Source organism: Dentiradicibacter hellwigii, from assembly GCF_041770905.1.
Lineage (GTDB): Bacteria > Pseudomonadota > Gammaproteobacteria > Burkholderiales > Rhodocyclaceae > Propionivibrio > Propionivibrio hellwigii.
On record NZ_JBEUWX010000002.1, the window covers coordinates 1,324,972 to 1,338,986 of the forward strand.

The 14,015-nt window shown below is 57.9% G+C and carries 12 protein-coding genes and 1 tRNA gene; 8 read left to right on the top strand and 5 right to left on the bottom strand.

The window, feature by feature from the left end; translation table 11 throughout:
• Window positions 1–295 precede the first annotated feature (295 nt).
• From ABCS64_RS08400 to ABCS64_RS08435, 8 genes are all read left to right on the top strand, one after another.
• The gene (locus tag ABCS64_RS08400) at window positions 296–2,590 is read left to right on the top strand and encodes a TonB-dependent receptor (RefSeq protein WP_418891403.1); all 2,295 of its coding nucleotides are present in this window, start codon (window positions 296–298) and stop codon (window positions 2,588–2,590) included.
• 195 nt (window positions 2,591–2,785) lie between these two features.
• Window positions 2,786–3,523, top strand: coding sequence for a DUF4198 domain-containing protein (locus ABCS64_RS08405; protein ID WP_418891404.1), 738 nt, complete (start codon window positions 2,786–2,788; stop codon window positions 3,521–3,523).
• Window positions 3,524–3,624: 101 nt separating this feature from the next.
• On the top strand, window positions 3,625–3,954 hold the full coding sequence (locus ABCS64_RS08410) for a hypothetical protein (RefSeq protein WP_418891405.1): 330 nt from the start codon (window positions 3,625–3,627) through the stop codon (window positions 3,952–3,954).
• Entirely contained in the window at window positions 3,941–4,690 is a 750-nt protein-coding gene (locus ABCS64_RS08415; RefSeq protein WP_418891406.1) for a DUF6162 family protein, read from the top strand. The genes ABCS64_RS08410 and ABCS64_RS08415 overlap by 14 nt, the downstream gene beginning before the upstream one ends.
• A 28-nt stretch (window positions 4,691–4,718) precedes the next feature.
• Window positions 4,719–5,660, top strand: a complete 942-nt coding sequence (locus ABCS64_RS08420) for a metal ABC transporter solute-binding protein, Zn/Mn family (RefSeq protein WP_418891407.1) — start codon at window positions 4,719–4,721, stop codon at window positions 5,658–5,660.
• Window positions 5,657–6,460: a metal ABC transporter ATP-binding protein gene (locus ABCS64_RS08425; RefSeq protein WP_418891408.1), complete on the top strand. Its 804-nt coding sequence runs from the start codon at window positions 5,657–5,659 to the stop codon at window positions 6,458–6,460. Before ABCS64_RS08420 ends, ABCS64_RS08425 begins: the two co-directional genes overlap by 4 nt.
• Window positions 6,457–7,356, top strand: a complete 900-nt coding sequence (locus ABCS64_RS08430; protein ID WP_418891409.1) for a metal ABC transporter permease — start codon at window positions 6,457–6,459, stop codon at window positions 7,354–7,356. Before ABCS64_RS08425 ends, ABCS64_RS08430 begins: the two co-directional genes overlap by 4 nt.
• Before the next feature lie 142 nt (window positions 7,357–7,498).
• On the top strand, window positions 7,499–8,500 hold the full coding sequence (locus ABCS64_RS08435; protein ID WP_418891410.1) for a metal ABC transporter solute-binding protein, Zn/Mn family: 1,002 nt from the start codon (window positions 7,499–7,501) through the stop codon (window positions 8,498–8,500).
• 556 nt (window positions 8,501–9,056) lie between these two features.
• Here ABCS64_RS08435 and ABCS64_RS08440 read toward each other — a convergent pair.
• The 5 genes from ABCS64_RS08440 to rpsU form a co-directional block, all read right to left on the bottom strand.
• Window positions 9,057–9,133: transfer RNA gene (locus ABCS64_RS08440), tRNA-Ile, on the bottom strand.
• Between the two features lie 74 nt (window positions 9,134–9,207).
• Complete coding sequence (gene rpoD / locus ABCS64_RS08445; protein WP_418891411.1) at window positions 9,208–11,169, bottom strand: RNA polymerase sigma factor RpoD; 1,962 nt, start codon at window positions 11,167–11,169, stop codon at window positions 9,208–9,210.
• Window positions 11,170–11,227: 58 nt separating this feature from the next.
• Window positions 11,228–12,982: a DNA primase gene (gene dnaG / locus ABCS64_RS08450; RefSeq protein WP_418891412.1), complete on the bottom strand. Its 1,755-nt coding sequence runs from the start codon at window positions 12,980–12,982 to the stop codon at window positions 11,228–11,230.
• A gap of 158 nt (window positions 12,983–13,140) precedes the next feature.
• Complete coding sequence (locus ABCS64_RS08455) at window positions 13,141–13,596, bottom strand: GatB/YqeY domain-containing protein (RefSeq protein WP_418891413.1); 456 nt, start codon at window positions 13,594–13,596, stop codon at window positions 13,141–13,143.
• A gap of 107 nt (window positions 13,597–13,703) precedes the next feature.
• Window positions 13,704–13,916 (bottom strand): 30S ribosomal protein S21, encoded by a 213-nt coding sequence (rpsU, locus tag ABCS64_RS08460; RefSeq protein WP_418891414.1) that lies wholly within the window; start codon window positions 13,914–13,916, stop codon window positions 13,704–13,706.
• Window positions 13,917–14,015: the final 99 nt, after the last annotated feature.

The window sequence follows — 14,015 nt, forward strand, 5'->3', positions numbered from 1 at the left end:
GTGCCGATGCACGGGCGGCAATCCAGACGGGGCGGTTTCCGCCCGACAGCACGGCGTTGCGGCGAAACGGCATTTCGGCATTGCGTCATCCGCCCATCTTTCAATCAAAAGCCGAAAACACGCGGAACAGCAGATTAAAGGTTGGGAGAAACAGGATGAAAATCAGGATAAAGCGCGCGTCCGCACTGCCGGCAACGGCAGCGACGCCTTGTGGTTTTCTTGCCGGCCTGCTGCATCAGGGCGCCGGCATTCGGTCAGCAGTCCATATCTATTCGATCAAAGGAGGAGTTGAATCATGAAAGTTGTTTTTCGCCGCACGGGACTGGCCGCATGCCTTGCCGCCCTGCCGGCCGCGGCATTTGCCGCCGATACGGAACCCGAGCATGAGCTGCGAGAAATGGTGGTCAAGGGCAATGCGCCCGTTGCCGCCGCCGTCTCTTCAACCGTGGAAAGCGTCACCGCCCAGCAGATCAAGGAAAACATCAACGCCGTCACCTCAGGGCATGTGATCAAATACCAGCCCAGCTTACAGCTGCGCGAGCGTTACATCGGCGACCGCAACGCCAGCATCGGCAGCCGCATGAGCAACGTCAATAGCAGCGCGCATTCCATGGTGTATAGCGACGGTATTCTATTGTCCAATTACGTTGGCAACAGCCTCCTTTATTCACCGCGCTGGGGCATGGTTGCGCCGGAAGAAATTGAGCGGGTCGATTTCATCTATGGCCCATTTTCGGCACTTTACCCAGGCAACTCGATGGGAGTGACAGCTAACTTTACGACCCGCATGCCGGAGAAATTCGAAGCGCACGGGGCGATCCAGTACTTCCAGGAAGAAGTACGCAGTGAATACCGGACAAACAAGAGTTTCCCCAGTTACAACGCCAATGTCTCACTCGGCAACCGCGCCGGCGACTGGTCTTTCTGGGTCGGCTATAACCGTCTGGACAGCGATACGGCACCTTCCATGTATGGAACGGCGACGCCAAAACCCGGCCCCGGCGGTGTCGAGGTATCAGGCGCCATGACCGACAGGGACGCGCTCAATAATCCCCGTGTAATCACAAGCTCGGTGAGCGCCGAGCGCACCATTCAGGATCAGGGGAAACTCAAACTGGCCTATGATTTTTCTCCCAACTGGCAGGCCGCTTATACCTTGGGCTTGTGGCAGAACTCCGGGGAATCTTCTTCCGAAAGCTATCTGCGTAATGCGGCGGGTCAAACTATTTATAACACGACGCCCAGCGGGCCGTACCAGTATGTACGGATCAACGGACAACGCTATACCGTCAGCGGCATTACGCCCCGCAGCAGCGATGATTTCCACTGGATGCAGGCGCTGTCGCTCAAGTCCAAGCGTAAGGAAAACTGGGACGCCGAACTTAATTTCAGCGTCTATCGTTATGCCAAGGACGAATCGCGTAATGCCAGCAATACGGGGCTGGATTCCGGCCAGAACGGCGGCCGGGGGACTTTGACCGACCGCAGCGGCACCGGCTGGGAGAACCTCGATCTGCGCGGCGAATGGCGGCCTGATGGCGCAAAGGGCGCGCACAAGCTGCATTTCGGCTATCACTTCGACCGCTATACGTTCAAGTCGGACACCGGCAACGTTGATGACTGGCGTTCAGGCGGCATCCGGGAGCTGACGGCGGCTTCGCGCGGCAAGACAAACACCCATGCGCTTTATCTCCAGGATACGTGGCGTTTTGCGCCGGCCTGGTCACTGACACTGGGCGGCCGCTGGGAGCGCTGGCAGGCCTACGACGGCAGCAACGCCAATCGCGCCAGTACGCCGAGCCAGGTTTCTTACAGCGATCGTAAGAAGAGCGCTTTCTCGCCCAAGCTGTCTCTCGGCTTCCAGGCCGCGCCGGACTGGCATCTGCGCGCTTCGTTGGGCAAGGCGACGCGCTTCCCGACGGTGACCGAACTCTTTCAGGCGATCACCACCGGCCCCAACCGTCTAGAGAATGACCCGAACCTGCAACCCGAGCGGGTACATTCCGGTGAACTGGCGATCGAAAAATCGCTGGATAACGGTCAGGCGCGCCTGTCGCTCTTCCAGGAATACCGTTACGATGCGCTCATTTCGCAGACCGACACGACGGTGACGCCCAACATCACCAGCATTCAGAATGTCGACAAGGTGCGCAGCCGTGGCGTGGAACTGTCCTGGGGGTTGAACGATGTCGGGATACACGGCCTCGATCTGAACGGCAGCGTCACCTATGCCCAGTCGATCATCCGGGAAAATCACCGTAATCCGGATACCGTCGGCAACTGGATCGTACGTATCCCGCGCTGGCGGGCGACGCTGGTGTCGACCTATCGCGTTAATGACAAGCTGTCCCTGAGCCTGTCCGCCCGCTACAGCGGACGCCAGTACAACCGTATGGATAACCTGGACGTGAATCCGGATACTTATGGCGGGGCCAGCCGCTATCTCATTGCCGACGCCAAGCTCGTGTACCGCTTCCATCCGCAACTGCGATTTTCCCTGGGCGTCAATAATCTGAACGACGAAAAAGCCTACATCGGCCACCCCTATCCGCGGCGTATGTACTTTGCCGGGCTGGCGTTCGATTATTGATCGGCATTCCGGATGAACGTCTTACACACCACAGTCCCCGGATTCCGGACGAGAGCCGGCACGCCTGGCCTCTGTCCGGCGTCAAGATGCCCCGAGGTTACCCAAATCTTCAGAGCGTCTTGATTGGCGGATTGAGGCCATCCGCAAGCATCATTTTTTTAACCCGCAACAGTAACTTTCATTGGAGATGACACCATGAAAAAACATTCCTTCAATACGATCGCGCTGACGCTGGCCGGTTTTCTGCTGATCCCGCTGGGCGCGCAGGCGCACGGTTCCTGGCTGGCCAAAATTCACGGGGAACACACCGTGATGTACGGCCATCATGAATCCATGACCGATCCGTACGATCCGGCCAAAATCGTCGACGCGCGCGCATTCAAAAATGGCCAGAAAGCCGCCGTCAAGATCGTCCCGCATGAACAGCGCTACGCAACGTTGGAAACGGACAATCCCGGACTTCTGGGCTGCGTCATGGACAACGGTTTATGGGTTCAAACCAAGGACGGCAAATGGCACAACAAACCCAAGGATGCCTTCAATGCCTCGGAAGTGACACTTGCCCAGCATTCCTACAAATATGCGGTGAGCTACCTCAATGATCGGGAGCCAGTGAATGCGCTGGGCTACGATCTGGAAATCGTCCCCGCCGTCAACCCCGCCAAGCTGAAAAAAGGTGACAAACTGTCCGTACAGGTTCTGTTCAAAGGCAAACCGTTGCCCGAAGCCAAGCTGAGCAGCAACTTTTTCGGTGACGGGGAAAAATTGACGACCAATGCCGAAGGCCGTGCAGAAGTCAGTATCGCGCGCGATGGCTTCAATACACTGTCCGTCGGACACGCCACCGAACAAAGTGGAGACAAGGCCAAAGCCGACAAGGTCAGCATGTCGTCCAGCCTGTCCTTCCGTACGCATAAAGAACAGAAAAAGTAAAAAATCCGCCGGGAGCTGCAGGCCGCCGCTCCCGGCGAATAACAACAATCTTATAATGCCTGCGGGTGTTTTTTGTTTTATCTTTCCGTGAGACCGAAATTATGAACAGACTTTTTCCGGCGGCCATTGTGCGTCCACTGGCTTTTCTTTCCGCCCTCTTGTCCGTGACGCTGGCGCACGCCCATTCTCCGCGCCTGGCCTGTTATCCGGACGGCAACGAGTACATCGAATGTGAAGGCGGCTTCTCCGACGGCAGCAGCGCCAAAGGCGTAGAAATCAAGGTCATGTCCTACGAGGACAAAGTACTCTGGCACGGTGCGCTGGACGCCAAATCCAGCGTGCGCTTCAAACGCCCCAAACAGGATTTCTACGTGCGTTTCGAGGGCGGCGAAGGGCATTCGCTGGAAGTCGACCACAATGACATCCGCTGATTCGTCGGCCGACCTTTCCGCCCCCTCTTCCGACGCGTTGCCGGACGGCTGCATCCAGCGCGTACTGCCTGCCGGCGCCCTACGTGAGACGCGCTGGGTACTGTTGGCGATGGCACTGACCCTGCTGGTCAGTATGTTGGCAGTGGGCTGGCAGCGCCGTCTGCTGCCCCAGGAACGCCTACAGGCCCACCAGATTGACCTATCCACCGGGCTAAGTACGGCGGAACAGGGCATCTATACCGACTTGCAGGCCGTCTACGATGAATGGCAAAGCATGAATGCGCCACTGCCGCCGCCCACGCCGAAACATTGGGCGGACGAGGGCTGGCCGCCGTTCATCGACGACCTGACAGCGCAGCAGCGCGGCCGCCGCCAATGGCGTCTACTCACCGTCGGCGATCGCTATGCCTATCTGGGCACGGGCGGACATACGGAATCATCGCCAGAGCAAGGCAAACAACACGCCACGCCGCGCGTCCTGCTCTGGCGGCTGCCGGAAACGCATGCCATACATGCCATGACGAAAGTAAAGGGCGCTGCAGAAAACGCGCATAGCGATGAATCGCCCCACACCGGATTCGATCTTTGGCTGCATGAGGCTGATACGACGCCTGACGGCGCATTGCCTGAATCCCTGGATGAAGCCAGCCTGATTCGCCACGGCTGGCGGCAGGCGGTCGCGCACCTGCGCGCAGAATATCCGCGCCCGCCGACGCGTGAAAGCGGCGGATTTTAGACATGAATGACCTGAATGGATGTTTTCGATGAAACCAACCTTACCAGCACATTTTCCTGACACCTGCGTCCCGGGCCGCCGCCGCTTTCTCACCGGCCTGGCCGCACTCGCCGCCGGTGCGTGTTTGCCGGCGCGGGCGGCGGCCTTGACGGTCGGCGTGACCTTGCACCCCTATTACAGCTTCGTCGCCAATATTGTCGGCGATCACGCGCGGGTATTGCCCCTGATCGACGCCGGTTTCAACCCGCACGCCTACGAGCCGCGCGCCGAAGACATCAAGCGCATCAACCAGATGAGCGTCGTCGTGCTCAACGCCATTGGGCACGACGACTTCGCCAAGCGCATGATCGCCGCCAGCGACAAGCCGCAGTTGCCGACCATCAATGCCAACGCCGACGTGCCACTGCTGTCCACCATGGCCTTGGGCGCACCGCTGGGCCGGGCGGTCAACCCGCACACCTTCATTTCCATCAGCGCCTCCATGATCCAGGTCAACACCATCGCGCACGAACTGGGCAAACTGGCGCCGGCAGAGGCCGCCTTCTTCGTCGACAACGCCCGCACTTACAACCGCCGCCTGCGCAAACTGCGCGCCGATGCGCTGTCCAGGGTGACGCGGGCGCCCGACGCCAGCTTCCGCGTGGCTACGGTACATGGCGCCTACGATTACCTGCTGCGTGAATTTGGACTGGAAGTGAGCGCTGTCGTCGAGCCGGCGCACGGGATGGAGCCAAGCGCCGCGCAGTTTCGGGCTATGGTCGAGCGCGTGCGCACGCAGAATATCCACGTGCTATTTGCCGAGCAGGACAACCCGACCGGCTTCGTGCGGACGCTGGTCCGCGAAACCGGCATGAAGGTCTATCCGCTCACGCATATTTCACACGGGGCTTATACGGCAGACAAATTCGAGAAAGACATGGCTTACAACCTCGACACCGTGGTTCGCGCCATCCAGGAATCGCACGCATGAGCGCTGTGTCCGCCATCGGCCCGGCCGTATGCCTGCACGATGTCCGCCTGCAACTGGGCGCCACGCCCATTCTGAACGGGATCGACTGGCAGGTGCATGCAGGCGAGGTGCACGCACTGGTCGGCGCCAACGGCTGCGGCAAGAGCAGTCTCATCAAGACGCTGCTTGGCCAGATGCCGCATCGCGGTGAAGTGACGCTGCACTGGCCGGGCGATACGCCCGGCACGCTGGCTTATGTGCCGCAAGCCATCGAGTGCGATCGCACCCTGCCGATGACAGTGCAGGATTTCATGGCCTGCATGTTGCAGTCGCAGCCGCTATTCCTAGGTATCCGCCGCGCTGTGCGTGAGCGGATCGCCGCGGCGCTGGAGCGCGTCGGCATGACGCATAAAATGACCAGCCGCATGGGCGACCTCTCCGGCGGCGAACGCCAGCGCGTGCTGCTGGCGCAAAGCCTGCTGCCGCAGGCACAACTGGTGTTGCTGGATGAACCGATGGCGGCGCTTGATCAGGCGGGCATCGCCGTCTTTGAAACCCTGCTGACCGACTGGCGGCGTTCGGGCGCAACCGTCATCTGGGTGGAACACGATCTGGCGGCCGTTTGCCGCCTGTCCAGCCGGGTGACGGCCATGCGCCGCGGCCGCATGCTATGGACACGAACACCTGATGCGCTGCACGATGCCGACATGCTGCTGCAACTGTTCGCGCACACCAGCATGTCGGATGACTCCACGCCCTCTACGCCGAACGGTCAGGAAAAACAAGGCGCCCATGAAACGCAGGAGGAGAAGGCCGCATGAGCGAATACTGGGATGCCGTGCATCACACCTTGCAGGCGGGCGCGGTGGCCGGCTGGCTGCCGCATATGCTGCAATACGGCTTCGTCATCAATGCGCTGCTGGCCGGCTGTCTGCTGGGGCCGCTGCTGGGTGGGCTAGGGACGCTGGTCGTGGTCAAGCGTTTCGCCTTTTTCTCGGAAGCGGTCGGGCATGCGGCGCTCACCGGCATCGCCATCGGCATCATGGTCGGCGAGCCGGCCAGTAGCCCTTACGCCAGCCTGTTTGGCTTTTGCATTCTTTTCGGCCTGCTGCTCAATTACCTGCGCGGGCGCACTGGCCTCTCGCCGGATACGCTGATCGGCGTTTTCCTGGCCGTGTCGCTGGCGCTCGGTTCCAGTTTGCTACTGCTGCTGGCCGCACGCATCAATATCCATATTCTGGAAAACGTGCTGTTCGGTTCCGTACTGACCGTCAGTGGACGCGATCTGGGCGTGCTGGCCTGTGTCACCATTTTTACGGTGATGGTGCTGCATCGCATTTATAACCGCGCCATGCTGGCCAGTTTCCACGCGCCGCTGGCACAGGCGCGCAAGCTGCCCGTGCAGTGGCTCGACTACGTTTTCGTCATGCTTGTCACTATCGTCACCGTCGCCGCAGTCAAAATCATCGGGGCGATGCTAGTCGGCGCGCTGCTGGTCATTCCCGCCGCCTCGGCGCGCCTGCTGGCGCGCTCGATGCGCAGTTTTTTCTGGCTTACCGTGATATTCGCTACGGCAAGTACGCTGACGGGCATTGCCGTGCCCGTCGCACTGGATCTTGCCGTGCCGTCAGGCGCAGCCGTCATTCTGTGCGCAGGCGCACTGTTCGGACTGGCCGTGCTGGGGCGCGCCCGCGTCGCGCAGCCGGCTATTACGTAGTTATTGCGTAGTTGATCAATTCCGCATTCTTTATGGAGATCAACTCGCCTTGCCGCATTTTTTATCGTTCGCTGCCGGGGAGAGAAAAGCGGACTCTCCCGGTTGCCTAATTTCCTCGCAAGGCGAGATTTGGAGGCTTACCATGTTTTGCAAACGTCTTTTTTCTGTTCTGAACACCACATTCTGTCTGGCGTTCTGGCTGCTCCTGTCAGCCGCAACGTATGCGTCTCCCGACAGTACCCAGACAGCAAAACCAGCCGATCGCGCCACGCGCGCGCAAGCCCCGGTAACGCGCGCCGAAGCGCTGCGTGTGCTGGCAGCGCACCCAGTGGTCTACGGACTGGCGCGTCAGCTACTGCACGGCGCCGACGGCCTGGTACTGACCCGGGTCGCACCGGCGCGTCTGCCCGCCAACCGCATTCCCGCCTATCTGCTCGGACGCGGCCAGGATGCGCTGATGGACGCGGCCGTCCAGTCTCAGGCGGTACTGACGCTGCGTTCCATCTGGCCGGATGACCAGCTCTACCCGCTGGCGCGGCGGGCAAACATCCGCATCGTGGAAATCGATGTCGCCAACCCTGTCGAAGGCGACCTGCCGGGCATCACTCTGCTGGGCGGCAAGGCAGGCGCAGCCAGCGATTCTGGCCTCCTCAACAATCCCCCCTGGCAGGACAGCGCCAATCTGGCGCGAATGGCCGCGCTCATGGTCAACGCGCTTTCGCGCCTTGCGCCCGAAGCAGCGCCGCATCTACAGGCCAACCTGACCCAGATCAATCAACGCCTGCAACAGGCCGTATCGCAAACCAGCCGCACCCTGGCAGAAGCGGAGCAACTCTCCGTTCTCTTGCTCTCGCCGCGCATGCACGTGCTGGCCAACGCCTTGCAGCTCGAACCCGTCTCCTGGCAGATCCCAGAAAACGATGCAGAATTGCCAGCCGCATTGGCTCAGGCACTGGCGCAAGGCAAACCGCGTGTAGCGCTTACACACACTGCACCTGACGAAGCAGCGGCAAAGCTGATTGAGGAAAGCGGCGCAAAACTGGTGATACTCTCCGAAAATGCCGACGATCCTGTCACGGCATTGATCGATGCCATGCAGGCCATCCGCGAGGCCATGCACACTTCCCGGCAGCCTAATTCATAACCTCTTACCCTGTAACCCGTATGGATTGGGCGTTTGCGGGCAGGTTGCCTTGCAGCCCTTTATTTACAGGGGTTTCAGAGAGGGGTGCCCGCAATCCCTTTATTGACGCGGGCTTTGGAGGGTAGTGTCCGCAATCCCTTTACTAGCGGGGATGAAGCGAGACGATCGCCCATTGTAAGTTTTACTCGAATCTGTTCCCCGCACCAGCGGGGTTGAACCGGCGTCCCACTCGTGCTGACATAGCGGCACACGCTATTCTCCGCATCAGCACGGGTTTCAGGCCGACCAGCCGCGAGGCCATGCACACCTCTCGGCAGCCTAAGTCATAATTCCCTGCGCCGTACCAACGACGCAGCTTGCACGACATTTCGATGTTTTGTTGGCGCTATTCCTCTTTGCCTTTTAGGTGTTCGCAGCGCGCCATCTGAACATATCTGTCCAAAAGACGGAGAAGCGCGCGTCTTCAAGCAAGGCAAACCGGATTTTTCAATAGCTTAGAAAGAAACAAAGACAAAGAAACAAAGGCTTAGGAAGCATTCCTAAGCCTTTGTCTGTTTGGTGGGCCCGCAGGGACTTGAACCCTGGACCAAAGGATTATGAGTCCTCTGCTCTGACCAACTGAGCTACAGGCCCGAAATTGTTTGCATGGCTGCCGTATCGCGCTCCTTCCACTTCCGGATCACGCATACCGAAACCGGTGCATTCGATTAATGATTACTGCTGTCAAGGAAACTGCGTAGTTTATCCGAACGCGAAGGGTGACGTAATTTGCGCAATGCCTTGGCTTCAATCTGGCGGATGCGTTCACGCGTCACGTCAAACTGCTTACCGACCTCTTCCAGCGTGTGGTCGGTATTCATTTCAATACCAAAACGCATGCGCAACACCTTGGCTTCTCGCGGCGTCAGTGTATCCAGCACATCCTTGGTAATCAGGCGCAGGCTGGAGAACAGGGCGGCATCGGTCGGCGCCAAGGTGGTGGCATCTTCAATGAAATCGCCCAAATGCGAGTCATCGTCGTCACCAATGGGCGTCTCCATCGAAATCGGCTCTTTGCTGATCTTGAGAATCTTGCGGATTTTTTCTTCTGGCATTTCCATTTTCTTTGCCAGCGTCGCCGCATCGGCCTCGACGCCGGTTTCTTGAAGAATCTGCCGGGAAATGCGATTCATTTTGTTGATTGTTTCGATCATGTGCACCGGGATACGGATAGTGCGCGCCTGATCGGCGATCGAACGGGTAATGGCCTGGCGGATCCACCACGTGGCATAAGTGGAAAATTTATAGCCGCGCCGGTATTCGAACTTGTCGACGGCTTTCATCAGGCCAATATTTCCCTCCTGAATCAAATCAAGAAACTGCAGCCCGCGATTGGTATATTTCTTGGCGATCGAAATTACCAGACGCAAGTTGGCTTCGGTCATTTCGCGCTTGGCGCGCCGCGCCTTGGCTTCACCGGTAGACATCTGTTTATTGATATCTTTCAGCTCCTTGAGCGGCAATCCGATACGTTCCTGCAAAGCCAGCAACTTGCGCTGTTCTTCAATGATATTCGGGGCATTGCGGGCAAGCGTCTGAGCGTAGGGTTTACCCGCCGCCGCTGTAATTTCGGCATCGACCCACCCGAGGTTTAGCTCGTTGCCCGGAAAGGCCTTGATGAAATAGGGGCGCGGCATCCGCACGGTATCGACGCAGATGCGCTGAATTTTGCGTTCGCACGCCCGTGCCTCATCGACCATCGCGCGCACGGCATCGCACAGCCGTTCGATCGTTCTGGAAGTAAAGCGAATACCCATCATCACTTCGGAAATTTTCTTCTGCAGACGGAGATAGCTTTTATCCTGCGAGCCTTTTTTGAGCAGCGCGTTATGCGCCTTGCCATGGAGCGTTTTGATTTCAGCCAGGCGCGCCAGCCCGTCTTCCTTGAGTTTGAGCAGTGAGGCTGAAACGGCAGCGCCGTCGTCATCGCCGTCATCATCACTGATTTCGTCGTCGGCCAGACCATTCTCATCAATCGATTCACCGGCGGCATCCAGCGCTTCATCCGCCGCATTCGGGTCAATCAGACCGTCGATCAGCTCGTCGATGCGCATTTCATCGCGAGCGATCTTGCCCGCACTGTCGAGAATCTCAGCAATCGTTGTCGGACAAGCGGAAATCGCCATAATCATGTGCTTGAGACCGTCTTCGATGCGTTTGGCGATCTCGATCTCACCCTCGCGGGTCAGTAGCTCGACTGAACCCATCTCACGCATGTACATACGAACCGGATCGGTCGTGCGGCCAAATTCGGAATCAACCGTCGAAAGCGCCTGCTCTGCCTGTTCTTCGACATCGGCATCGTCGGCAGCAGCCGGCGCCGGGTTATCCGACATCAACAACGTTTCAGCATCCGGCGCCTCGTCGTACACCTGAATGCCCATATCGCTGAATGTGCTGATAATGCTTTCGATCTGCTCGGCATCAACGACTTCATCAGGCAGATGGTCATTGACCTCAGCATAGGTCAGGAAACCACGTTCCTTGCCCAGCTTGATCAACGTTTTCAGACGGATTTTCCGTGATTCTTCATCGTTCGGCGAAGGTTGCTGCTGACTCGCCATCTGAGCCAGCAATTCGGCGGCCTTCGCCTTCGTCAATTTGTTGTTCGTTGTCTTTTCCCTTGCCATGACCATACTCATGTCCCGGTTAAGCGTCAGAATGGAAAATTGCTGATTTTACCATAACTTACGCATCATTCGACTGATAACTGCCTTGTCGCAATGCATGCAGATATTGCTGTTTTTCTTCCGCAGACAAGTCTGTCACCCCCAGCCTCGCCACCTTTGCCTGTAGCGCCTCAAAAACACGCCGGTTTGCCGCTGTCCGCAAATGATCCACCGCACCTGCAAACTCCTCATCAAGCGTTTCTTCATCAAACGGCTGTTGCATCAGTTCAGCCGCTGCCTGATTCAATACACCTTCGTCCTCACCGTTGCGAAAACGTTCCAACAACGCAGAACACACTGGCGGCGCACCTATTTCGGCGGACACTTCGGCAATCGCCTCGCATAATCGCCGCAACGCCTGAGCTTCACCAGAATTGTCCGGTAATGCAGCAAGCGGCACATTCGCCGCCAGTTCAGGTTTTTGCAGCACCATGCGTAAAAGCTGCCGCAACAGCGAAGGGGCCTGCCTTGGCGCTCTCGCCGGCGCTGACCGCGCGATAGGGCTCAAACCGCACAAATGCTCGACTTCCGCCTGCGAAAAACCGCTCGCTTCCGCCAGCCTCTTGATCAACTGTAGACGCAAAAACGGCGTTTGCAAGCGATTGAGCAAAGGTTTTGCATCAGCCACCAGATTTGCCCGCCCTTCAGCGCTGGTCATATCGCAGCGCGCCGCCAGTTCACGCATGAGAAATTCCGATAACGGCAACGCCTCAGCCACCAGACGCTCAAAGGCGGCAACACCCTGGTTGCGCACGAAACTGTCCGGATCTTCCGGTTCCGGTAGGAAAGCGAACCCGACGCTTTTCTGCTCCGGCAAGGCTTCCAACGTATTTTCCAGCGCCCGCCAGGCGGCTTTTCGCCCCGCGGCATCGCCATCAAAACAGAATACGATGCGATCAACCTGACGCAATAATTTACGGACATGCCTGGCCGTCGTCGCCGTGCCCAGGGTCGCCACGACGTTGCCGATACCGTGTTGCACCAGCGCAACAACATCCATATAACCTTCGACGACGATCACGGTATTTTTCTCACGCAGCGCCGTGCGCGCCTGCGGCAGACCAAACACCTCCTGGCCTTTTTCGAACAACGGCGTTTCCGGTGAATTGAGATATTTCGGCTCACCTTCACCAATGACTCGCCCCCCAAAGGCAATCACTTCGCCTGCCTGGCTGATGATGGGGAACATCACGCGATCGCGGAACCGGTCATAGAGCCGTCCCTGATCATTTCTGATGACAAGACCGACTGTCTGTAATTCTGTCTGGGTGTAATCCTCAAATACTGTACCGAGATTTTGCCATTCCTCCGGCGCATAGCCGATGCCGAATTTTTGGGCGATTTCACCGCTCAGTCCGCGCTTTTTCAGGTAGGCGATCGCCTTGTCGGAACGCTTCAACTGTTCGTAGTAATAACGCGCCGCCCGCGCCATGATTTCACTCAACGAAACGCGCGACGTACCGCCGTGCGGCCGTCGTATGTCGTCTTCCGGCACCGGCATGCCCACACGCGCAGCCAGTTCCTTAACGGCATCGACAAAACTTAGGCCGGAATATTCCATGAGAAAGCCGATCGCCGTGCCATGAGCGCCACAGCCGAAGCAGTGATAAAACTGCTTGCCCGGACTGACAGAAAATGAAGGCGTTTTCTCGTTATGGAACGGACAGCAAGCGACGAAATTCGCCCCAGCCTTCTTGAGCCTTACATAACCGTCGATCAGATCGACGATGTCGACTCGATTGAGCAGATCCTGGATAAATGAATCGGGAATCATGCCTGCCCGCAAGAAATACCTGGAGAAATGACTGAAAACACCACTTAAGAATCGCCGGACAGCAATCCCAGTTTACCGTAATCCATCGTCGTACCTTGCTTTGACCAAGGCGCTCGCCGTACCGAGCCAGGGGCCTGTATCGTTGTTCCGCGTTTTACTCAAACGCCTGCGCCGGAAAGCGCTGCTTTGACCTGCCGGGAAACTTCACCCATATCCGCCTTGCCCGCCAGCTGGGGTTTGAGCACCGCCATCACCTTACCCATATCGCTTGCGCGACTCGCACCCATCTCAACCACCGCCGCCTGTACCGCGACGGCAATAGCCTCGGCACTCATTCGGGCAGGCATATATTGACTGAGCACCTGCACCTCGAATTTTTCGGCATCCGCCAGTTCCTGACGCCCGGCTGCTTCATACTGGGAAATCGAATCTCGGCGCTGTTTAAGCATTTTTTCAATGACCGCAACGATGTCCGCATCGCCCAGCGTGACACGCCCATCGACTTCCTGCTGCTTAATCGCCGCGTTCAAAAGGCGTATGGCGTCGCGCTTTGCCGTTTCGCCATTTCGCATTGCGGCCTTCATCTCCTCGTTGATGCGCTCTTTCAGGCTCATATTCACCTTCTCATCCGATTATCTTCTGCGTTCAGAAAAGCACGACAGAAACACAAAAAGCCGTACGCCTAAAGGCGCACGGCTGCATTCATAGATAAAAACCCAGATTAGTAAAGCTTGGGGGGCAGCATCTGGCTGCGTACACGTTTATGGTGACGTTTGATCGCCGCAGCGAGCTTGCGTTTACGCTCGGCGGTAGGTTTTTCGTAAAACTCACGGGCACGCAATTCGGTCAACAGGCCGGTTTTTTCAACAGTACGCTTGAACCGACGAATGGCAACCTCGAACGGTTCATTTTCCTTTACACGAATAGCAGGCATCAATTCTTCCTAAGTTCAAAAACAGAATCGGACCATGGTCGAGAAGTTAACTTTTCATTTTCATACAAGGTAAGCCAGCCGAAGGCCGTCCAGAGAGAA